This window comes from Sphingopyxis sp. KK2 (assembly GCF_001990265.1).
Lineage (GTDB): Bacteria > Pseudomonadota > Alphaproteobacteria > Sphingomonadales > Sphingomonadaceae > Sphingopyxis.
In genome coordinates, this window is record NZ_LYVN01000031.1 from 1 (window position 1) to 21,546 (window position 21,546).

The following is a 21,546-nucleotide window of genomic DNA, read 5'->3' on the forward strand; positions in this document are numbered from 1 at the left end:
GCGGCTATGGTTCGGCATGACGATCAGCGCAGCGCCCGAATGGCGCGCACCGCGCTGCCGAGCGAGGCCTGGAATTCGGCGGGTTTGAACGCATTGGGATCCTTCACCGCGGCATAGGCGCGGTCGATGTCGCCGCGGATGCCGGCGGCAGCGCCGACGGTGATCCGCCCCGACGAGACCATCGAATTGAGCAGGGTGTCGACCCCCATTACCGCCTGCTGCGACCCCGAATAGTCGGTGAGGCGATCGCCCACCGCCTTGGCCGAAATCGCATCGACCAGCGTGAAGGCGTCGGCGCCCGAGAAATTGCGCGAGGCGAAGGCCGATTTCAGCGCCGCGACGGTCTGGCCGAGCTGCGCCGCGGCCTGCACCGCGCTCGCCCGGTCGACCATGATCGCGCGGTGGAAGGCGGCGGTGCGGGTTTCGAGCTGGTCGGCGAGCCCCGGCGCGGCGATCCGCGCTGCGGCGGCGAGCATGATCAGATTCTCGTCATTATAGGGCGGCATGCCCTCGGGAATGTTGCGCCCGACATTGTCCATGCTGGTCTTCACCGGCTTCGCCTGGTCGTAGATCCGGCGGTGACAGCTGTGGCAATCGAGGAAATAGAATTCGGGGAACATGCCCTCGGTCCCGCGCTTCGACTGGAAGAGCTGGAGGCTGCGTTCGAGCGCGACCGCCTGCCCGACCGCCCACATCTGGACATGATCGGTGCGCCCGCCGGCCGCGCCGAACTTGCGCCAGCCATAGTCGTCATCTTCCTGATGGTGCGCCTGGAGCGAGGAGAAGAGGTCGAGTTCGAACGAGATGCGCGGGTGCCCCGCCGCCATGATGCGGTGGGTGACGAACTGGCCCTCGCCCGACGAGCCGAAATGGCAGTCGACGCACACCCCGGCGCGCACGACGGGATCCTCGAGCTTGCGGAGCCCCGCCGACAGGTTGGCGAGATGTTTTTCGCGGCTTTCGCGATCGGGGTCGGCGTTGGTGCCGACGCCGGCATAATGGCTGGCGATCCAGCCGCCTGCGGGACCGTGGCACGATTCGCAGCCGACGCCGTCCTCGAGCGGAACGGTGCCGCGCTGCGCGCCGAGCGCGTCGATCGCGCCCTTGGTGCTGTGGCAGCCGAGGCACATCGGCGCGGTCGCCGCATCCTTGAGCCCGAGATTGCGGGCGATGAACTGGCTGCGGCTGTTGCTGAGCACCGCCCAGGCGCGGCTGTGCGCGCCGCCGGGGGTCGAAGGCTCCTGCCACTTCATGAGCTCGTCCTGGCGGACGACGGCACCGTCGCCCTCCATCCGGCCGTGGCAGGTCGAGCCGGCGCACGAGGCGACGCCGGTGTAGCGGCCGCCGTCCTCGCCCTGCGAACGGGCGGGCGGGGCGGCGATGACGGCCGCGACGGCAAGCGTCGCCAGCATCAGCACGAGGGCGGCAAAAGCCACGAGCGACGACCGCACGGCGGCAAAAGCCGCCGAGGGCCGATCGCGGCGCTCCTTTCCAGCGTGCGTCGTCATCGCAGAACCCCTTTTACCCCGACCGGACGCTTTTGCGCCTCGGTCCGAAACTTACACCACCCCGAACGCCAGCATGGCATCGGCGACCTTTTTGAAGCCGGCGATATTGGCGCCCTTCACATAGTCGATATAGCCACCGCCCTGATCGCCATAGGTGATACAGCTGTTGTGGATGCCGTCCATGATGTCCTTGAGCATCTGCTGCAGCTCGCTTTCCTTCCAGCTGCGGCGTTCGCTGTTCTGGCTCATTTCGAGGCCCGAAACCGCGACACCGCCGGCGTTGGCAGCCTTGCCCGGCGCGAACATGATCTTCGCATCCTTGAAGACATGCACGCCCTCGAGGTTGGTCGGCATGTTGGCGCCTTCGCTGACCGCGATGCAGCCGTTCTTGACCAGCGTCTTGGCATCCTCGCCGAGCAGCTCGTTCTGCGTCGCGCACGGCAGCGCGACGTCGCATTTGACGCCCCAGGGGGTCTTGCCCGCGGTGAAGCTGGCGCCCTTGAACTCGTCGCAATATTCCTCGATGCGGCCGCGGCGATGGGTCTTGTGGACCTTCACCCAGTCGATCTTTTCCTGGGTGATGCCGTCGGGATCGTGGATGAAGCCGCCCGAATCGGACAGGGTCAGCACCTTGCCGCCGAGCTGGACGATCTTTTCGGCGGCATGGGTCGCGACATTGCCCGAACCCGAGATCACCGCGGTCTTGCCGACGAGATCCATATTCTTCGCCGCCAGCATGTTGGCGAGGAAATAGACCGCGCCATAGCCGGTCGCCTCGGTCCGGATCAGCGAGCCGCCCCATTCGAGGCCCTTGCCGGTGAGCACCCCGGTGAATTCGTTGGTGATGCGCTTGTACTGGCCGAACATGAAGCCGATTTCGCGGCCGCCGACGCCGATGTCGCCCGCCGGCACGTCGATGTCGGCGCCGATGTGGCGATAGAGTTCGGTCATGAAGCTCTGGCAGAAGCGCATGATCTCGCGCACGCTCTTGCCCTTGGGGTTGAAGTTCGACCCGCCCTTGCCGCCGCCCATGGGGAGGCCGGTCAGCGCATTTTTGAACGTCTGTTCGAAGGCGAGGAATTTGAGCACCGATTCGGTGACCGAGGGGTGGAAGCGGATGCCGCCCTTGTACGGGCCGATGGCATTGTTGTTCTGGACGCGCCAGCCGCGCTGGACGCGGACATTGCCGTTATCGTCTTCCCAGCAGACGCGGAAGGACACGACCCGGTCGGGTTCGGCGATGCGCCGCAGGATCTGCTGCGCGTGATATTCTTCCTTGTCCTTGATGAAGTCGAAAATGTCTTCGGAGACTTCCTGGACCGCTTGGACAAACTCCGTCTGCCCCGGATTGCGTTTTTTCACGCCCTCCATGAATGTCGAAAAATCGACATGATCCGATACTGCCATGCACCCCTCCCCTGTTGAACTGGGAAAATCGGTGCGACCCGTTGACGATTTTGTCGTTGACCGACCTTGCCCTTCAAAGGCTACACCATCGTCCGGCAAAGGCAAGACACCAGCGGATGTCGGCGAGTTTTTTTCGCAGGCGCGAACAGAGGGGCAAAAATGAGCGAGAGCAACAAGATGGCGGGCGGCATGACGGGCACCAATCGCGCAATCCTGATCGCCGCCTTCGTGCTGCTGGCGGCCGCGATCGGCTATGCGATCTGGCGCGATTCCGCCGGAGACAGCGCCGTCGCGGCGCCCGAAGCGGCGGCCGCGCCCGCCGACCAGCTCGCGGCGCTCGAGGCGCGGACCAAGGCCGAACCCGATAATCCGGAGGCGTGGAAAATGCTCGGCGAAGCACGTTTCGACCTCGAGAATTTTCCCGCTGCGATCGCCGCTTATGAAAAGGCGGTGGCGCTTTCGCCGCAATCGGCGGGGCTTTGGTCGGCGCTCGGCGAGGCGCGAATCTATGCGAGCCGGAGCGATCCCTTCCCCGCCGAAGCGCTCACCGCCTTCCAGAAATCGATCGCGCTCGACCCCAAGGATCCGCGCGCGCGCTATTTCCTCGCGGTGAAAAAGGACGTCGAAAAGGATCACAAGGGCGCGATCGAGGACTGGTTCGCACTCCTCGCCGACACGCCGCAGGGCGCGCCATGGGAAGAAAATCTGCGCCGGACGATCGAGGATGTCGGCAAGATCAACAAGATCGATGTCGCGGCCCGACTCGCCGCGACCCGGCCGCGCGCGCTGACCGCCGACGAAATGCCGGTCGCGGCGCGCGCGATCCCCGGACCGAGCCGCGCCGATATGGAAGCCGCATCGCAGCTGCCCAAGGGCCAGCAGGACGCGATGATCCAGGGCATGGTCGACGGGCTGGAAACCAAGCTGAAGGCGAATCCCGCCGACGTCGACCGCTGGATCATGCTGATGCGCAGCCGCATGACGCTGGGCGAGAGCGCCAAGGCGGCACAGGCGCTGAAGGACGGGATCGCTGCCAATCCGGGCGCTGCGGCGCGATTGAAGGCGCAGGCGCAGCTGCTCGGCGTGCCGGGGGCGTGAGGAGACTCGCACAAAGCCACGAAGCCACAAAGAGGAACTCTCCATCTCCGTTCGTGCTGAGCTTGTCGAAGCACCGTTCTTGATCGACCGAAGAAAGAACGGCGCTTCGACAGGCTCAGGGCCAACGGGTCTGAGGCTCTTTGTGGCTTCGTGGCTTTGTGCGAGCCAAAATCACCCGGCCATCAGCGCCGCATTGCCGCCCGCGGCGGTGATGTCGGTCGAGATCGACTTTTCCTCGGCGAAGCGGAACAGATAATGCGGGCCGCCGGCCTTCGGCCCGGTGCCCGACAGGCCGCGTCCGCCGAAGGGCTGCGAGCCGACGATCGCGCCGATCTGGTTGCGGTTCACATAGACGTTGCCGACCGCTGCGCGCGCCGCGACATGCGCCGCGACGCCGTCGATACGCGTGTGCACGCCGAGCGTCAGGCCATAGCCCGAGGCGTTGATCGCATCGATCAGTCCGTCGAGCTCGCCACCCTTCCATGTCGCAACGTGCAACACGGGGCCGAAGATCTCGCGCTTGAGATCGGTGACATGGTCGAGGCGGATCAGCGCGGGGCGGACGAAATGGCCGCCGGGAGGCAATTCGCCGCCAGCTTCGGCGAGCACGCGGCCCGCGGCGCGAGCGTCGGCGACATAGGTCGCGATATTGGCCTGCGCCTCTTCGTCGATGATCGGGCCGGTGTCGGTCGCGAGCAGCCCCGGATTGCCGACGTCGAGTTCGGCCATCGCGCCCGCGACCATCTCGATCATGCCCTCAGCGACATCCTCCTGCACGCAGAGCAGGCGTAGCGCCGAGCAGCGCTGGCCCGCCGACTGGAAGGCGCTGGCGACGGCGTCGCGCGCGACCTGTTCGGGAAGCGCGGTCGAATCGACGATCATCGCATTGGCGCCGCCGGTTTCGGCGATCAGCGTCGCGATCGGGCCGTCGCGCATCGCGAGGCTGCGGTTGATCAGCCGCGCGACCTCGGTCGAGCCGGTGAAGGCGACCCCGATGACATCAGCGTGGCCGGTGACCGCCGCACCGACCGTCTCGCCGCGGCCGGGGAGATAGTGGAGCAGTTCGGCCGGCACGCCGGCTTCGTGGAGCAGTTCGACCGCGGCGTGCGCGATCAGCGGGGTCTGTTCGGCGGGCTTGGCGAGCACCGCATTGCCCGCAGCAAGCGCCGCCGACACCTGACCAAGGAAGATCGCGAGCGGGAAGTTCCACGGGCTGATGCAGGCGAAGATGCCCTTGCCCTCGAGCATCAGTTCGTTGCGCTCGCCGGTCGGGCCGGGGAGCGGCAGCGGGTGGGTGAAATGTGCGCGCGCCTGGCCCGCATAATAGCGGAGGAAATCGACCGCCTCGCGCACTTCGGCGACCGCGTCGACGAGCGTCTTGCCCGCCTCGTCGATCGCGAGGCCGAGGAACAGCGCGTCGCGCTCTTCGAGCAGGTCGGCGGCGCGCTCGAGCCGCTCGGCGCGGAAGGCGCCGCCGGCGAGGCTCCAATCCTCCTGCACCTTTTGCGACGCGGCGACCGCGGCATCGACGGCTGCGGCGTCGGCCTCGATCACCGAGCCGATGGCGGCGCCGGTCGCGGGGTTGTGGACGGATATGGCGGTGCCGGTCAGCGTCCGACCCGCGACGATCGGCGCCGCGACGGGATTTGCGCGGCGCGCCTGGGCGATCGCCGCCATCAGCGCCTCGGGCACACCGGGTTCGCCAAGATCATAACCGCGCGAATTGCGGCGCTCGGGATCGAGCAGGGTGCGGCCGGTGGGAATCGTCGACGGCTTGCTCGCGATGCTGCGCGGGTCGACCGCGAGCTGTTCGGCGGTGACGTCGGGATCGGAAAATTGGTGCACGAAGCTGGAGTTCGCGCCATTTTCGAGCAGGCGGCGGACGAGATAGGCGAGCAGGTCGCGGTGCGTGCCGACCGGTGCATAGACGCGGACCGGGCGCGGCGGCGGGAACAGGCCGACGATCGCATCATGCGCGCCCTCGCCCATGCCGTGGAGCCGCTGCAGCTCGTAATCGGCGCCCGCGAACAGCTCGGCGACGAAAGCCAATGTCATCGCATTATGGCTCGCGAAGGCAGGGAAGATGGCGTCCTGCGCGTCGCGCAAGATCTGCGCGCAAACCATGTAATTGAGATCGGTGTGGTTCTTCGCGGTGAAGACCGGGAAGTCGGCGAGCCCCATCGTCTGCGCGCGCTTGATCTCGGTATCCCAGTATGCGCCTTTCACCAGCCGCATCGACAGCTTGACGCCGCGCGCGCGCGCCTTCGCGGCGACCCAGCGGATCACCTCGGGCGCACGCTTCTGATAGGCCTGGATCACGATGCCGAGCCCGGTCCAGCCGTCGGCGATGCCGGCGTCGATCAGCGCGGCATAGACGTCCATATGCGGCTCGAGCCGGTCGCTCTCCTCGGCGTCGATCATCAGCGGAATGTTCACCGCGCGCGCGGCGCGCGCGAGTTCGATCACGCGCGGGATCAGCTCGTCGCGGGTGCGCGCGGGCTGGAGATATTCATAGCGCGGGTGGAGCGCCGACAGCTTGATCGAAATGCCATGGTTGGCGTGCGGATCGCCCGCCTTTGCATGTTTGCCGATGCGCGTGATGGCATTGGCGTAACTGTCGTAATAGCGCTGCGCGTCTTCGGCGGTGCGCGCCGCCTCGCCGAGCATGTCGAAGCTCGCAAGTTCGCTCTTCTCCTTGTCGGCGCGCTTGACCGCGGCGTCGATCGTCTCGCCCATCACGAACTGCTGGCCGAGCATCTTCATCGCGGCGAGCGAAGCCTGGCGGATCACCGGCTCGCCCGAGCGGCGGATCATCGATTTCAGGAGCGCGAGCGGGTTCGCCTTGCTGCCCATCGCGCCGAGCATCAGCGTCGCCGAGCCGAGCGAGAGGCCGCGCGCCGAGAGCGCGACGATCAGCGGGCTGTCCTCATCCTCGCCCTCGTTCCAGCGGCGCCCGGCGATCTTGTCGCGGATCAGCGCATTGGCGGTCGCGCTGTCGGGGACGCGGAGCAGCGCCTCGGCGAGGCACATCAGCACGACGCCTTCCTCGGTCGAGAGGCGATAGCGGTTCATTAGCTGCGCGACGAGCGTCTCGCGCTCGCCCTCGGCCTTCGCCTTGCGGATCAGCGCGAGCCCGCGTGCGGTCGTCGCGTCCACGGTGGCGGGCGAGCGGGCGAGTTCGGCGCGCAGCTCGGCGACGATATCGGCTTCGGGACGGCGGGCGAGGGCGCGGATGGCGGCGCGGTCGAGGGGCTGGGTCATGGTCGATACATAGCAGATTGCGCGAAGTCGATCCGACTTCATTATGCCGCTATGATATATGTTTTGACCAAAGATTGACTGATGCTTAGTCTGATCATATGAAAAATAATGCCTCCTTGGTCGATCTGGACGAGTTCGACCGCAAGATCCTGACCATTCTCGGCCGCGACGGGCGGATCACCTATACCGATCTGGCGCTGCAGGTCGGGCTGTCGAAAACCCCGTGCCAGGCGCGCGTGAAGCGGCTGGTCGACAGCGGGCTGATCACCGGATTTCGCGCGATCGTCGATCCCGCCAAGGTCGGGCTCGACCATGTCGCCTTTACCGAGGTGAAATTGTCCGACACGCGCGAGGAGGCGCTGCGCCAGTTTAACCATGCGGTACGCCAGATCCCCGAGGTCGAGGAATGCCATATGATCGCGAGCAGCTTCGACTATCTGCTCAAGGTCCGCACCCCCGACATCCGCCGCTATCGCATCGTGCTCGGCGAGAAGATTTCGAGCCTGCCGCATGTCGCGAGCACCTCGACCTTCGTCGCGATGGAGACGATCCTAGAGTCGGCGCGCTAGGCGAAAGCCGAGCGCACATAGTCGACCGACCGGCCGGCATCGTCGAGCCGCGCGGCGCCGAGCAGGCGGTTCCAATAGGTTTCCGATCCGTCGGCGAGCCGCCATTCGTGGAGGCGGCGGGTGAAGAGCTGGAGGTCATGCTCCTCGCTGATCCCGATCGCGCCATGGACCGCGTGCGCGGTCGCGGCGACACGCGCCGCCGCCTTGCTCGCCACCGATTTGGCGGTGGCCGCCGCAACGAGGCTCGGCGGGAAACTGCCCGCGCAGCCGAGCTGCGAGGCGATGCGCGCGGCGACCATTTCCTCGGCCATCACCGCCATCTGCTGCTGCAGCGCCTGTTGCCGCCCGATCGGCTTGCCGAACTGGACACGCTCATTGGCATAGGCTGCCGTCATTTGGGTAAGCCGCTCGGCGGCGCCCGCGATCAGTGCCGCGCGCAGGATCGCGGCGAGGCCGCGCAGACCACCTTCGGCTGCCGGCGCGACCGGCGCCGGCAGCGCCCCGAGATCGAACCGCGCTGCGAGGCTGGCGGGCACGCCGGTTGCTTCACCCTTCGTCTCGACGAGGTGCAGTCCGCCGTCCGCTTCGACCAGCAACTGCTCCGTGACCAAGCCGCACGGCACCACGGCAGCCGCGCCCTCGGCGACGGCGAGTGCGATCGGTCCCTCCGGCGCAGCCTTCAGCAACGCGCGCGCGATCATCGTCTCGCCGACGGGGAGCGGCACCGCATGGCGACCGAGCGCCATCCACAGCGGATGTGCGTCGGCCAGCGACAGGCCCGCGCCGCCGCGATCGTCGGGCACCAGCGCGTCGAGGAAACCCGATTCGGCAAAGGCGCCCCACATCGTCTCGATGCTGCCGCCCTGTTCGATCGCGCGCACCGCGGCGGGGGTAGCGACATCCTCGAGCATCCGCTCGAAGGGTTCGAGAAATTCGCTCATCAGCCCAATCCCTTACCGAAGCCCCATTCCGCGCGCGATGATGCCGCGCAGCACCTCGCGCGTGCCGCCGCGCAGCGAGAAGCTGGGAGCGATATAGGTGACGAACATCAAGGTGCGATAGAGTTCGGCATCGACCGCCTCGCCCGGATGCGCGGCGAGATCGTCGCCGATCGCCACCGGCAATTCCTGTTCGAAGGCAGTGCCGAGATCCTTGACCAGCGACGCCTCGGTCACCGGGCTTTCGCCGAGCGCGAGCCGCGCGGTGCAGGCGATCGACATCGCGCGCAACGTCGCGAGGCGCGCGGTGAAATCGCCGACCAGCGCCGACGTCGCGTCATCGTTGCGACCAACGCCGCGCAAATGCGCAATCCACGCGTCGAGCAGCACGACGCTCGAATAGATGCGCTCGGGCCCGCTGCGTTCGAAGGCGAGTTCGGCGGTGACCTGTTTCCAGCCCTCGCCCTCGTTCCCGATCAGCGCATCGTCGGCCAGGTCGACATTGTCGAAGAAAACCTCGGCAAAATGCGCGTCGCCGGCGAGGTCGGCGATCGGGCGGACGGTGACCCCCGGGGCCTTCAAATCGATGATCAGCTGCGACAGGCCGGTATGGCGATCCTCGCTGCTACCCGAGGTGCGGACGAGCGCGATCATATAATCGCCGTGCATCGCATTGGTGGTCCAGATCTTCTGGCCGTTGACGCGCCAGCCGGTTGTCGTGCGCTCGGCGCGCGTGCGCACGCTGGCAAGGTCGGAGCCCGAGCCCGGCTCGCTCATCCCGATGCAGAAGACGAGTTCGCCGCGGCAGATGCGCGGGATGTAGAAATCGCGCTGCGCCTCGCTGCCGTAATTCAGGATCAGCGGCGCGCTCTGGCGGTCGGCGATCCAGTGCGCCGCGACCGGCGCGCCCGCCGACAGCAGTTCCTCGACGACGACGAAACGCGCGAAGGGGCCGCGCTCCTGCCCGCCATAGACCTTGGGCAAGGTGAGGCCGAGGAAGCCCGCAGCGCCGAGGCGGCGGCTGAACGCCGGATCGAAGCCCGACCAGGATCGCGCGCGGACATCGGCGGAGGCCTCTGCCGCCGCCGCATCGGCGAGCGCGCGGATCGCCGGGCGCAGCGCCTCGTCGGCGGCGGGCAGGCTGGCGAGGGTGAGCGTATCGAACACCGGCATCCTTCCAATATTATCGTTGGAAAGCGCCTATGGCGCGCGCCGCGATGCGACAAGCCGCTTTTTTGCGGAGCGCCAACGCCGTATCGGATGTTGACCGAAGGCGCGGATGGCGGCAAAGGCCCGAAACGGCACGCGCCGATGGCGCGCGGGTGTAGCTCAATGGTAGAGCAGCAGCTTCCCAAGCTGAATACGAGGGTTCGATTCCCTTCACCCGCTCCAGCCTATCCCTCTTTCACCTCGACCGACTGTCCGATGAGCTCGATCTCGCGATAGGCGGTGAGGAAGGCGACGTCGGCGGCGTCGCGGCCGATGCAGATGCGCGCCATCGCGTCGGCGCGCGCCATGCCGGTCGCATCGACCGGATGCCAGTCGCCCGCAAGATAGACTTCGGCAACCGCATGGAAATCCTGCGGCGCAACGCCGAGCGCATAGGCGCTCGCCATGCGCGCCGGGATATGCGCGGCGCGCGCCAGCGCGATCATCACATGCGCATAGTCGCGGCACACGCCGCGCCGCTCGACGAAGCTGTCGAGCGCGCCGGTCTCCGACGTGCTGGTGCCGGGAACATAGGTGAAGCGGCTTTCGATCCAGTCGCGCATCCGCGCGATCTTCACCCCGCCCTCATGCTCGCCGAACCGGCGTTCGACGAAAGCGTGGAACTTGTTCGAGGGACAATAGCGCGATTCGTTGAGATAGGGAACCGCCTCGGCCGGCAAGCGGTGCAGCGGAATCGCGGCGAGGCCCGCAAGATCGACCGCGGGGCGATCGACCGCGACGGTGGCGCGATAGGCGACGCGCAAATGCCCTTCCTCGCGGAGCCAGATCGGATCGCAAATGCCGTTCGCGGTCGGCACACGCGCGAGAAGGTCGGGTTTGCCGAGATCGAGCGAGGCGTCGAGGACACGCTGGCCATGGCCGTCGGCGGCCTCGATCTGGAGCATCAGGTCGACCGGTTCGGGCAGCCGGTAATTTAGGGAGGCGGAGATTTCGAGTTTCATCTATCGACAACGCATGGGGGAGGGATCGGTGCCGCTAGGCGCGTCATCGCGCCGGTGCAAGCCGCATCCGCTTTCCCGCCGAAGCAGGACAATTTCGTGACCACCGCCGCGCGTACCATTCCCTTCATCGTCGCCACCATCTTCATCGATGCGATCGGGTTCGGCATCATCATGCCGGTGCTGCCACAGCTGGTGATGGAGGTGGGGCAGGTCAACCTTGCAAGCGCGATGGGGATCGCGACGGCGATCGGGCTGGTGATGGCGGTCGCGACCTTCCTCGCCTCGCCCGTGCTCGGCAATCTGTCGGACCATTTCGGGAGGCGGCGCGTGCTGCTGCTGTCGCTCGCCGGGCTCGCCGCCGACTATATCCTGCTGACGATCGTCCATACCCTGCCCTGGCTGTTCGTCGCGCGCGCGCTGTCGGGCATTTTCGGCGGCAGCGTCGCGGCGGCGCAGGCGGCGATCGCCGACGTCACGATCCCTGAAAATCGCGCGCGCAATTTCGGCTTTGTCGGCGCGGCGTTCGGGATCGGCTTCGTCGTCGGTCCGGTGATCGGCGGCTTCCTTGGCGAGACGAGTTCGCGCGCGCCCTTCGTCGCGGCGGCGCTGCTCGCGGCCGCCAACATGCTCTATGGCCTTTTCATCTTTCCCGACACGCTGCCGCCCGAGCGCCGGCGGAGTTTCGACTGGCGCCGCGCCAACCCGTTCGGCGCGTGGAAGACGATGCGCGGCCTGCCGGGCATGAGCGGGATCGCGACCGTCCTGACCCTGTGGCAGGTTTCAAGCCTCGTCTATCCGATGACGTGGAGCTTCTATTGCATCGCGCAGCTCGGCTGGTCGTCGAAGATGATCGGCGCGAGCCTCGCCGCGGTCGGCATTGCGATCGCGCTGGGGCAGGCCTTTGTCGTCGGGCCGGCGGTGCGGCGCTTCGGCGAGCGCGACGCGGCGACGATCGGCATCCTCGTCGCGATCGCCATCTATATCGGCTATGCCTTTGTCGACACGAGCTGGGGCGCCTTCCTGCTGATCGTGCCGATCATGTTCCAGGCGCCGGTGCAGCCCTCGCTCAACGCCTTGATGTCGCGCCGCGCCAGCGCCGCGATGCAGGGCGAGGTGCAGGGCATTTCGGCGATGGCGATGGGGCTGGGGCAGATCGTCGCACCGACATTGCTGATCGGGACGATGGCCTGGTTTACCGGCAGCCAGGCCCCGGTGCATTTTCCGGGCGCCGCCTTCCTCGTCGCGGCCGTCTTTGGCCTGCTCGCGATCCTCATGTTGCGCCGCCTGCCCCGCGTGACGCGGACGAGCGACGACGCGGCGGCCGATCAGATGCCGCCGTCGGTTACCGCATAGCCCGCAGCCTCGAGCCCCGTCGTCAGCATCGCGACACAGGCAGCGACCGCCGCAGCCGAGGTCGAGCGTATGACGAAATTGGCGCCGACGCGGCCGTCGCGAAAAAAAGGATAGCTGCCGATCGCGACCCCGGCATGATCCTTTTCGCCCTGGCGCAGCAGGTCGGCGACCTCGCTTTCGGGCGCCCAGGCGCCGATCGTATGCGCGACGAGCGGCGCGCCGCCTTCGAGTTCGCCGGTCAGCGCGTCGAGCATGCCCGCGGTGATATGCGGCACGCCGGCCATCACGAACAGGTTGCCGATGCGGATGCCGGGGGCGCCCGACATGCGGTTGGGGATCAGCTCGGCGCCATCGGGGGTGCGCGCCATGCGCAGCCGCGCCTCGGTCAGTTCGCCGCCGCGCGCGGTGTAATAGCGTTCGAGAATCGCGCGTGCATCGGGGTGGACGATCACCCCGACACCGAGCGCCTTGGCGACCGCATCGACGGTGATGTCGTCATGCGTCGGGCCGATGCCGCCGGTGGTGAAGACATAGTCGTAGCGCGCGCGGATCGCGTTCAGCGCGTCGATAATCTCCGCTTCGACATCGGGGACGATGCGCACCTCGCGCAGGCGAATCCCCTGCACGTCGAGCCATGTCGCGATCTGCGCGACATTCTTGTCCTGGGTGCGGCCCGAGAGAATTTCGTCGCCGATCACCAGTACGGCGGCTGTCCAGATACGTTCGTCGCTCATTGCTTTGCCTTACCCGCCCCGCATGACAAAACAACCCCGGTGGCGCGGCACACATGTTCCTGATATGTTCCATATCGACTCGCCGAGCCAAGGGAGATGCACGATGGCCGATCAGCTGATTTTCTACACCAACCCGATGTCGCGCGGGCAGATCGTCCGCTGGATGCTCGAAGAGGTCGGCGCGCCCTATGAGACCAACATCCTCGGCTATGGCACGTCGATGAAGGACGACGCCTATCTGGCGATCAACCCGATGGGCAAGGTTCCGGCGATCGTCCACGACGGCAAGATCGTCACCGAATGCGCCGCGATCTGTGCCTATCTGGCCGACGCCTTTCCGGACGCCGGGCTCGCGCCCGCGCCCGGGGACCGCGCCGATTATTATCGCTGGATGTTCTTTGCCGCCGGCCCGGTCGAGCAGGCGATCACCGCCCGGCATTTCGGGATCGAACCCGACGCCGACCAGCAGCGCTCGGCGGGCTTCGGGACGCTCGACCATGCGCTCGACGCGCTCGAAAGCGCGGTCGCGGGCAAAACCTATGTCGCTGGGGACAGATTCACCGCCGCCGACGTCTATGTCGGCAGCCAGGTCGACTGGGGTTTGCAGTTCGGCACCATCACGAGCCGCCCGGCGTTCGAGGCCTATGCCGCGGGTTTGCGCGAGCGCGACGGGTATAAGCGCGCCAAGGCGATCGACAACGGGCTGATTGCCGAGATGCAGGCGGCGGGAACCGCCCCGGCCTAGGGTCTCGACCTAAGGCAGCGCCTTGATCAGTTCGACCGCGAGCGGGGCGAGGCGGCGGATGTGCGGATCCTGCGCTTCGGAGGCGCTGAGGTAGATGGCATTGGCGAAGGCGGTGGTGTCGTGCACCGCCGCCAGCCCGGCGTCGCTCGCATAGGCGTCCTGCCACCGCGCGCCGTCATCGGGATGGAGCGCACGAAACCAGGCCGCCCAGGCGGCATCGTCGATGTCGGAGCGCCGCGCGAGGTACAAGATCGGTGCGGCAAGGCGCGCGGGCTCTCCGTGGATATAATAAGGGCCGGCGGCGGGAGCGACCTGCGCGGCGATCGCGCCGAGCAGCAGTCCGGCGTCGGCGCGCGTCAGGCGCGGATTGAGCGAGAGCTGGAGCATCAGGTCGGCGCCGTGCGCAACGCCGTGGCGCCAGCCCTCGCCCGGGGTGAAACCGCGATAGTCGGTCACGCCGCGCAGATAGGTGGCCCCCGCTTCGGCAAGGCCGTGCAGTTCCTCATCGGTCAGGAAGGGTGCGATGCGGTCGGCGCGCGCGACCTCGGCCAGCGCGAGCGCGGCAAAGGGACGGCGGAAGCCGGGTGCATCGTCGGGCTCCGAAAGCATCGCCTGCAGCTGCGCGTTGGCGTGACGCATTAATGCGGGCGCGACGTGCCGGCCGCGCAGGCCTTCGGACCAGAGGGTGAAGGCGAAGCCGTCGCGGACCGCACTGTCGGGATCGCCGAGGCAGGTAAGCAGCGCGTCGATCGCCGCGGCATCGGCCTTTGCGAAATAGCGCGCGGCGTGGGATTTGAGATCGCCGTCGGCGGGGCGTTCGACGCGGCACGAGCTTGCCTCGCTCGCCGTCGCCGGCGCAGTCGCCATCAGGCCGATGGCCGCCCAGATCGCTTTCATCCCCGCGCCTTCCCCCAAAGCAAAAGCCCGGCGAATCGCTTCGCCGGGCTTTCTTGGTCTTTCGTTCGTCGGCCCGCTTATTCGCGGCTGCCCAGCAGGTTGAGCAGGAAGGTGAACATGTTGACGAAGTCGAGATAGAGGTTCAGCGCCCCCATGATCACGGTCTTGCCCATCATGTCCGTTCCGCGGACGTAGAAATACATGCTCTTGATCTTCTGCGTGTCATAGGCGGTCAGGCCCGCGAACACGAGCACGCCGACAACGCTGATCGCCAGCATCAGCGCGGGCGACTGGAAGATGAAGGCGTTGAGCAGGACGGCGACGATGATGCCGATCAGGCCCATGATCAGGAAGGTGCCGAAGCCCGACAGATCCTTCTTGGTGGTGTAGCCGTAGAGGCTGAGACCCGCGAAGGCAGCCGCGGTCGCGAAGAAGGTCTGCGCGATCGAACCCATGCCGAAGCGGATGAAGATCGTCGACATCGACAGGCCCATCACCACGGCGAAGGCCCAGAAAATGCCCTGCATCGCAGCGGTCGACAGCTTGTTGATGCCGAAGCTCAGCACCAGAATGAACGCCAGCGGCGCCAGCGCGACGACGAACCACAGCGGGCTCGTCACCATCGAAGCGGTGAAGCCCGACTGGAAGGCGAGCAGGGCGACGATGCCGGTGAGCAGCACGCCCGACGCCATATAGTTGTAAACCGACAGCATGTACGACCGCAGGCCGGCATCGACGGCCTGGTCCGTTGCAGTCGCTGCGGCGCCAAAACCGGAAGCCGCCATATTGGGGTCGTTCCAATTAGCCATTGTTTTCACTCCATCATTGGCCAGCCCATACCGGCCATAGCCCGCAATATCGTTATTTTTTCCCGCGCTTTCAAGCGAAACCGGACAAGAGGCTTTCGGCTTCCCCCGAAGGGCTTATGCTGGGGCGGCCATGTCGACCCACCGTTTGTTCGTCGCGCTGCGCCCGCCGCACCCCGTCCGCGCCGCGCTGAGTGCCGCGATGCACGGCATCGCGGGCGCGCGCTGGCAGACCGATGACCAGCTGCATCTGACCCTGCGTTTCATCGGTGAGGTCGATCATCATCGCGCCGAGGATATAGCGGCGGCGCTCGGTGCGCTGCACGCCCCAGCGGTCACCGCGCGGATCTCGGGGGTCGATCTGTTCGAGCATCACGGCCGCCCGCACATGATCTGGGCCGGGGTCGAACCGCAGGATGCGATCGCGGCGCTGCACCGCAAGGTCGACCAGTTGCTGGCGCGCGTCGGGGTGGCGCCCGAAACGCGCGCGTTCGTGCCGCATATCACGCTGGCGCGGCTCAACCGCGGCTCTGGGCCGGTCGCGCCTTTCCTCGCGCTGCACAGCGACCTTGCGAGCGGACCCTTCCGCTTCGACCATGTCACGCTGTACGAAAGCGAGATGGGGCATGGCGGGTCGCGCTATCACCCCGTTGCGCGCTATCCGCTCGATCCGGCGGCATCGGCGACGAGCGCCGCCGCGACGGCGCTGACATCGTCCCATGTTTCGGCAAAGCCATCGTCGGCGCCATAATAGGGGTCGGTGACGCTGTCGCCCGAGCGGCCGGGGACGAGATCGAGCATCAGCATCAGCCGCGCGGTGGCATTTGCGGGCGCCAGCGCGCGCGCCTCGCGCAGATTCTCCGCATCGGCGGCGAGGATCAGATCGAAGCGGGTGAAATCGGCGGGGGCAAGCTGGCGGGCGCGCAGGTCCGAGATATCGACCCCGCGGCGCCGCGCCTCGGCAAGCGCGCGGCGATCGGGCGGGCGTCCGACGTGCCAGTCGCCGGTCCCCGCCGAATCGAGCGTCGCGGCGATGCCTGCCGCAGCGAAGGCCGCGCGGGCGGCACCCTCGGCGAGCGGCGAGCGGCAGATATTGCCGAGGCAGAGGAAGAGGATGGCGGGGGGATTTTGTCGATCTTTTCGCATAACGCCTCACTCCATCGCCAAAGTTGAACCGACTTTCAACTTGCGCCCTTGGCCCGCTCTGCTAGCCATGACGCCAACGAGATAATGGGTCAGGGAGAGGGTTGCCAGATGGCCGATACCGCGAGCGATATTCCGGCAGCGCCGGAGCCGAAGGCGACCGGCTATAGCTGGTATGTGCTGTTCGTGCTGGTCGTCGTCTATATCCTGAACTTCATCGACCGGCAGATTTTGAGCATCCTTGCGGTCGATGTGAAGGCTGACCTGGGGCTCGACGATTCGGATCTCGGCTTTCTCGGCGGTGCCGCCTTTGCGGTCTTTTATGCGCTGTTCGGCATTCCGCTCGGCCGGCTGGCGGACAATTGGAGCCGCGTCAGGCTGCTGTCGATCGGCCTGACGCTGTGGTCGACGATGACCGCGCTGTCGGGCTTTGCCTATGACAAGCTGACGCTGACCTTCGCCCGCATGGGCGTCGGCGTCGGCGAGGCGACCGCGAGTCCGACCGCCTATTCGCTGATCTCGGACTATTTTCCGAAGCGGCAGAAGGCGACCGCGCTCGCGATCTATTCCTCGGGGCTCTATATCGGCGGCGGCGTGTCGCTGTTCATCGGCGCGCTGATCGTCGAGGCGTGGAACAAGGCCTATGCCGGCGGCGGCCCGATGGGGCTGGTCGGCTGGCAGGCGGCCTTCCTCGCGGTCGGCATTCCCGGCATCCTCGTCGCGATCTGGGTCGCGACGCTGCGCGAACCCGTGCGCGGCGCGATGGACGGCACGCCGAGCCCGAGTTCGCCGGCGCCGTTCCGCGAGTTCGGCAAGGACCTGTCGATGATCGTCCCGCCGCTCACGCTGTGGGGCGCGTGGAAACGCGGACCCACCGCGCTGGCGATCAACATCGGCGTTGCGCTGGCTGTGTCCGCCTTTGCGTGGTGGATGATCGAACTGACGGGCAACGAACCGCAATGGATCGCGGTCGGGCTTGGCTATTATGCCGTTTTTTCCTGGGCGAGCACGCTGCGCGCGCACGACCCCGCAACCTTCCGCCTGATCTGGGGAACCCCTGCCTTCATCTGCACGACGCTCGGCTATGGACTGGTCAGCCTTGCCGCCTATGCACTCGGTTTCTGGTCGGCGCCCTATGCCGAGACCGTGCTCGGCATTCCGAAGAAGGAACTGGCCTTCTGGCTGGGCGCGAACGGCGCGATCAGCGGGTTCGTCGGAGTGATCGTCGGCGGACGGATCGCCGACTATCTGCGCGCCCGCAACCCGTCGGGCCGCATCGTGATGATCATCTTTGGCGTCGTCGCGCCGGTGGTGCCGATCTGGATCGGCTATACCACCCCCGATCCGACGCTTTTCTATGTGATGAACTTCCTCGCCGGGGCCTTCGGCGCGACCGCGCTCGGTGCCGCGGCCGCGACGACGCAGGACCTGGTGCTGCCGAGGATGCGCGGTACCGCGACCGCCGCCTTCTTCCTGGGCACGACGCTCGTCGGCCTGTCGTTCGGCCCCTATATGGTCGGGCAGATTTCGGTTCTTGCGGGGACCGTGGTCGACGGCAAACCGGTCAGCGACCTGCGCACCGGCATATTGTCGCTGATCGCGGTTGCGCCGATCGCGCTCGCGCTGCTGATCTACGCCTATCGCGCGGTGCCACAGGCCGAGGCGACGATCGAGGAACGGGCGCAGGCTTGATCTGCACGTCGCCCTCGCGCAGGCGGGGGCGACGTTGTTACCCCGCCTTCGCCGTGATCACGCCGCAGACGATGCGGTCGCCGCTGTTGCCGCTGGGATCGGTCTTATAGTCGTCAGGCTTGGCATGGATCACGAAAGCGGCGCCGTCGGCGTCGAGCAGCGCGCCATCGCCCGACAGCCGCGAGCCGACGATGCGCAGCGTCGCGCGGCCGATGGTGTCGGGTTCGATCACCAGATTGGGCATGTCGCCATGATGCGCGCCCATCGGATTCTCGCGGCCATGCTGGGCGTTCGTCGGGTTCCAGTGCGGGCCGGCGGTCGTATATTTGGGGGCGTCGCACTGACCGACGGCATGGACGTGCATGCCATAGGTGCCCGCCGCGAAACCGCGCGCGACCAGTTCGAGGCGCAGCCCGTCGCTGTCGCGGTAGATATCGACTCGGCCGCGGTCGGCGCCGCGTGCATCGAACAGCTGCGCCGAAGCGTCAGGAACGGGCAGGTTCGACACCGGGTCCTTCTTGCCGCCCATCGTGTCGCAGCCGGCAAGCGCGACGGTCGAGAGGGCCAGCGCCCCGATGGTCAGCCTGCGGCCCATGGTCGAACGCGTCGTCATATCTTGCTCCCGGGAAAGATGGTCGGAAGCGGAATGCCCCGACGACGGATTCGTTCCGCCCGCCGCGACGATGCCCCTATTCGCCGCTGGTTCCAATAGCGATGTGGCGGAAACCGTGACGCGCCACTTCGTCGCGGCGATAGATGTTGCGCAGGTCGACGAGCAGCTTGTCGGTCATCGCCGCGCCGAGGCGCGCGAGGTCGAGCGCGCGGAAGGCATCCCATTCGGTGACGATCGCCACCGCATCGGCGCCGTCGGCGGCGGCATAGGCGCTCGCCTTCATTTCGACATCGGGCATCATCGGCGCCGCGATCTCCATGCCCTCGGGATCATAGGCGGTGACGCGCGCGCCGGCGTCGATCAGCGTCTGGACGATCGCGAGGCTGGGCGAATCGCGCATATCGTCGGTGTTGGGCTTGAAGGTCAGGCCGAGCAGCGCGACGGTCTTGCCGCGCGCATTGCCGCCGAGTGCGGTGACGATCTTGCGCCCCATCGCGCGCTTGCGCAGGTCGTTGGCGAGCACCGTCGCCTCGACGAGGCGCAGCGGCACGTCATTGTCCTGCGCGGTCTTGAGCAGGGCCAGCGTGTCCTTGGGGAAGCAGCTGCCGCCATAGCCGGGGCCGGCGTGGAGGAATTTGGCGCCGATGCGGTTGTCGAGGCCGATACCGCGCGCGACGTCCTGCACCTCGGCCCCGACGGCTTCGCACAGGTCGGCGATTTCGTTGATGAAGGTGATCTTGGTCGCGAGGAAGGCATTGGCGGCATATTTGATCATCTCCGCCGTGCGGCGGCGGGTGACGAGGATCGGCGCCTCGTTGAGGAAGAGCGGGCGATAGACTTCGCGCAGCACCGCCTCGCCATGCGCATCCTCGGCGCCGATGACGATGCGGTCGGGGCGCTTGAAGTCGCCGATCGCGGCGCCTTCGCGCAGGAATTCGGGATTCGACGCGACGCTGTGGCTGCGCCCCGGCGCGCCTTCGCGCAAGATGCGTTCGACCTCGTCGCCGGTGCCGACGGGCACGGTCGACTTGGTGACGATGACGCAGTCATGGTCGAGCGTTGCGGCCAGCTCCTCGGCGGCGCCGAAGACATAGGAGAGGTCGGCGTGGCCGTCGCCACGGCGCGAGGGGGTGCCAACCGCGATGAACACCGCATCGGCCCCCGCGACGGCGGGGGCGAGTTCGGTGGTGAAGGACAGGCGCCCGGCGGCGACATTTGCCGCGACGAGCGCGTCGAGCCCGGGTTCGTAGATCGGCATGCGGCCGGCGTGCAGCGCGTCGATCTTGGCGGCATCCTTGTCGACGCACACCACATCATGACCGAAGTCGGAAAAGCAGGCACCCGAAACCAGGCCGACATAGCCCGTTCCGATCATGGCGATTTTCATCGGCGAAACCCTTTTGATGAGGATGGCGGCGCGGCGGCGGCGCGCGCGGGGATGCGGCGCGTCCTTAAAGCCAAAGCGCCCAAAGGGAAAGGGCCGCGAATTGCTTCGCGGCCCTTCCTGTTTGTTTCACGCGCTTGCGATCAGCGATCAGAAGACGCGGCCATATCGTTCGTTGCCGACGAAGCCGAGCTTGCCGACGCCGCTGCGCTTGATCACCGCCATCACGCGATCGACGACGATATAGCGTGCATAGGCGTCCGGCTGGACCTGCAGCTCGGGTTCGACCGCCAGCTGCTTGGTTTCGAGCAGGTAGCGTTCGAGCGTCGCCAGGTCGACCGGCTGGCCGTTCCAGGTGATCGTCCCGGCGGGGTCGATCATGACCTTGTTCTTTACCGGATCGACGTTGTTCTTTGCGTCGGTCGGCACCGGAAGGTCGATCTTCACCGCGTGGGTCTGGGGCGGGATCGTGATGATGAACATGATGAGGAGCACGAGCATGACGTCGATCAGCGGCGTCGTGTTCATATCCATCATCGGTTCGTTTTCGTCCCGATCTCCAACTGCCATGGACATGCGATTATTCCTTCATAGCTTGTGTCGGAACGCGCTTACATGCGCTCCAGCATACCCGAGCCAGGAGCCGGTTCCGAAATGAACCCGATCTTCTGGAAACCAGCATATTGCATGGTGTAGATCACCCCGCCGATGCACTGGTACGGCGTGTTGATGTCGCCGCGGATGTGCACTTCGGGGAAATTATCCTCGGTGATATTGTCGACGCCGCCGATATCCTCGAGCAGCTTCTTCAGCTTGTCCTGGCCCTTTTCGAGCAACTGCTTGGAGTCGACCGGGGTCTGGCCCCAATAGACTTCGCAAACCGTGCTTTCGGGATTGGGTTCGCCGTCGCCATCGGTGTCGCCCGAGCGGACCGACAGCAGCACATTTTCGGGCTTTGTCGTCGTCGCTTCGAACACCACGTCGGGCAGCTTGAGGTTCACCGTTTCCAACACCACGGGAACCGTGATGAGGAAGATGATGAGCAGCACAAGCATGATGTCCACGAGCGGGGTCGTGTTGATGTCGGACATCGGGGCATCGTCGCCCTTGTCGCCTACACTCATTCCCATAGGATCAGCATCCTGTCACAAAATTATAGTCATGGACCCGGGCGGCGGCCGCCTTGACGCGACGCACCGCCCTGTCCGCTTTGCCCCCGCCCGAAGG

The 21,546-nt window shown here is 66.6% G+C and carries 20 protein-coding genes and 1 tRNA gene; 7 read left to right on the plus strand and 14 right to left on the minus strand.

Annotated features, from left to right (window positions below):
* Positions 1 to 23: 23 nt before the first annotated feature.
* A complete protein-coding gene (locus B1A78_RS07485; RefSeq protein ID WP_077146350.1) occupies positions 24 to 1,508 on the minus strand; it encodes a multiheme c-type cytochrome in 1,485 nt (494 codons plus the stop codon).
* Between the two features lie 51 nt (positions 1,509 to 1,559).
* Positions 1,560 to 2,915 (minus strand): NADP-specific glutamate dehydrogenase, encoded by a 1,356-nt coding sequence (gene gdhA / locus B1A78_RS07490; protein WP_077146351.1) that lies wholly within the window; start codon positions 2,913 to 2,915, stop codon positions 1,560 to 1,562.
* 159 nt (positions 2,916 to 3,074) lie between these two features.
* Here gdhA and B1A78_RS07495 point away from each other — a divergent pair, with 159 nt between their 5' ends.
* Positions 3,075 to 4,013: a tetratricopeptide repeat protein gene (locus B1A78_RS07495; protein ID WP_077146352.1), complete on the plus strand. Its 939-nt coding sequence runs from the start codon at positions 3,075 to 3,077 to the stop codon at positions 4,011 to 4,013.
* Positions 4,014 to 4,184: 171 nt separating this feature from the next.
* On the opposite strand, the gene putA is transcribed toward B1A78_RS07495, so the two are convergent.
* The gene (gene putA, locus B1A78_RS07500) at positions 4,185 to 7,274 is read right to left on the minus strand and encodes a bifunctional proline dehydrogenase/L-glutamate gamma-semialdehyde dehydrogenase PutA (RefSeq protein WP_077146377.1); all 3,090 of its coding nucleotides are present in this window, start codon (positions 7,272 to 7,274) and stop codon (positions 4,185 to 4,187) included.
* A 98-nt stretch (positions 7,275 to 7,372) separates the two neighbouring features.
* Here putA and B1A78_RS07505 point away from each other — a divergent pair, with 98 nt between their 5' ends.
* A complete protein-coding gene (locus tag B1A78_RS07505; RefSeq protein ID WP_077146353.1) occupies positions 7,373 to 7,843 on the plus strand; it encodes an Lrp/AsnC family transcriptional regulator in 471 nt (156 codons plus the stop codon).
* On the opposite strand, the gene B1A78_RS07510 is transcribed toward B1A78_RS07505, so the two are convergent.
* Both B1A78_RS07510 and B1A78_RS07515 read right to left on the minus strand, forming a co-directional pair.
* Positions 7,840 to 8,784, minus strand: a complete 945-nt coding sequence (locus tag B1A78_RS07510) for an acyl-CoA dehydrogenase family protein (protein WP_077146354.1) — start codon at positions 8,782 to 8,784, stop codon at positions 7,840 to 7,842. The two genes, B1A78_RS07505 and B1A78_RS07510, sit on opposite strands and share 4 nt — an antisense overlap.
* Before the next feature lie 12 nt (positions 8,785 to 8,796).
* On the minus strand, positions 8,797 to 9,948 hold the full coding sequence (locus tag B1A78_RS07515) for an acyl-CoA dehydrogenase family protein (RefSeq protein ID WP_256837516.1): 1,152 nt from the start codon (positions 9,946 to 9,948) through the stop codon (positions 8,797 to 8,799).
* Positions 9,949 to 10,099: 151 nt separating this feature from the next.
* Here B1A78_RS07515 and B1A78_RS07520 point away from each other — a divergent pair.
* A tRNA-Gly gene (locus tag B1A78_RS07520) sits at positions 10,100 to 10,173 on the plus strand.
* A 2-nt stretch (positions 10,174 to 10,175) separates the two neighbouring features.
* Here the strand turns inward: B1A78_RS07520 and B1A78_RS07525 are convergent.
* Positions 10,176 to 10,952, minus strand: coding sequence for a transglutaminase family protein (locus tag B1A78_RS07525; protein WP_077146356.1), 777 nt, complete (start codon positions 10,950 to 10,952; stop codon positions 10,176 to 10,178).
* A 54-nt stretch (positions 10,953 to 11,006) separates the two neighbouring features.
* Here B1A78_RS07525 and B1A78_RS07530 point away from each other — a divergent pair, with 54 nt between their 5' ends.
* A complete protein-coding gene (locus tag B1A78_RS07530; protein ID WP_256837517.1) occupies positions 11,007 to 12,305 on the plus strand; it encodes an MFS transporter in 1,299 nt (432 codons plus the stop codon).
* On the opposite strand, the gene B1A78_RS07535 is transcribed toward B1A78_RS07530, so the two are convergent.
* Entirely contained in the window at positions 12,278 to 13,039 is a 762-nt protein-coding gene (locus B1A78_RS07535) for a molybdopterin-binding protein (RefSeq protein WP_077146357.1), read from the minus strand. The genes B1A78_RS07530 and B1A78_RS07535 overlap by 28 nt on opposite strands.
* A 103-nt stretch (positions 13,040 to 13,142) precedes the next feature.
* Here B1A78_RS07535 and B1A78_RS07540 point away from each other — a divergent pair, with 103 nt between their 5' ends.
* Complete coding sequence (locus B1A78_RS07540) at positions 13,143 to 13,784, plus strand: glutathione S-transferase family protein (protein WP_077146358.1); 642 nt, start codon at positions 13,143 to 13,145, stop codon at positions 13,782 to 13,784.
* Positions 13,785 to 13,793: 9 nt separating this feature from the next.
* Here the strand turns inward: B1A78_RS07540 and B1A78_RS07545 are convergent, their stop codons facing one another.
* Together B1A78_RS07545 and B1A78_RS07550 are read right to left on the minus strand one after the other, a co-directional pair.
* Positions 13,794 to 14,681: a DUF2785 domain-containing protein gene (locus B1A78_RS07545; RefSeq protein ID WP_077146359.1), complete on the minus strand. Its 888-nt coding sequence runs from the start codon at positions 14,679 to 14,681 to the stop codon at positions 13,794 to 13,796.
* A gap of 77 nt (positions 14,682 to 14,758) precedes the next feature.
* Positions 14,759 to 15,490, minus strand: a complete 732-nt coding sequence (locus tag B1A78_RS07550) for a Bax inhibitor-1/YccA family protein (RefSeq protein ID WP_077146360.1) — start codon at positions 15,488 to 15,490, stop codon at positions 14,759 to 14,761.
* A gap of 130 nt (positions 15,491 to 15,620) precedes the next feature.
* Here B1A78_RS07550 and thpR point away from each other — a divergent pair, with 130 nt between their 5' ends.
* Complete coding sequence (gene thpR, locus B1A78_RS07555; protein WP_077146361.1) at positions 15,621 to 16,238, plus strand: RNA 2',3'-cyclic phosphodiesterase; 618 nt, start codon at positions 15,621 to 15,623, stop codon at positions 16,236 to 16,238.
* Here the strand turns inward: thpR and B1A78_RS07560 are convergent.
* A complete protein-coding gene (locus B1A78_RS07560; RefSeq protein ID WP_077146362.1) occupies positions 16,145 to 16,633 on the minus strand; it encodes a low molecular weight protein-tyrosine-phosphatase in 489 nt (162 codons plus the stop codon). The genes thpR and B1A78_RS07560 overlap by 94 nt on opposite strands.
* Before the next feature lie 108 nt (positions 16,634 to 16,741).
* Here B1A78_RS07560 and B1A78_RS07565 point away from each other — a divergent pair, with 108 nt between their 5' ends.
* Positions 16,742 to 18,322 carry an MFS transporter gene (locus B1A78_RS07565; protein ID WP_077146363.1) on the plus strand — a complete coding sequence of 527 codons (1,581 nt, stop codon included), beginning with the start codon at positions 16,742 to 16,744 and terminating at the stop codon, positions 18,320 to 18,322.
* Positions 18,323 to 18,359: 37 nt separating this feature from the next.
* Here the strand turns inward: B1A78_RS07565 and B1A78_RS07570 are convergent, their stop codons facing one another.
* From B1A78_RS07570 to B1A78_RS07585, 4 genes are all read right to left on the minus strand, one after another.
* Positions 18,360 to 18,935 carry a superoxide dismutase family protein gene (locus tag B1A78_RS07570; protein WP_179102003.1) on the minus strand — a complete coding sequence of 192 codons (576 nt, stop codon included), beginning with the start codon at positions 18,933 to 18,935 and terminating at the stop codon, positions 18,360 to 18,362.
* Between the two features lie 76 nt (positions 18,936 to 19,011).
* A complete protein-coding gene (locus B1A78_RS07575) occupies positions 19,012 to 20,322 on the minus strand; it encodes a UDP-glucose/GDP-mannose dehydrogenase family protein (protein ID WP_077146365.1) in 1,311 nt (436 codons plus the stop codon).
* 147 nt (positions 20,323 to 20,469) lie between these two features.
* On the minus strand, positions 20,470 to 20,895 hold the full coding sequence (locus B1A78_RS07580) for a biopolymer transporter ExbD (RefSeq protein ID WP_077146366.1): 426 nt from the start codon (positions 20,893 to 20,895) through the stop codon (positions 20,470 to 20,472).
* Positions 20,896 to 20,930: 35 nt separating this feature from the next.
* Positions 20,931 to 21,449 (minus strand): biopolymer transporter ExbD, encoded by a 519-nt coding sequence (locus tag B1A78_RS07585; protein ID WP_077146367.1) that lies wholly within the window; start codon positions 21,447 to 21,449, stop codon positions 20,931 to 20,933.
* Positions 21,450 to 21,546: the final 97 nt, after the last annotated feature.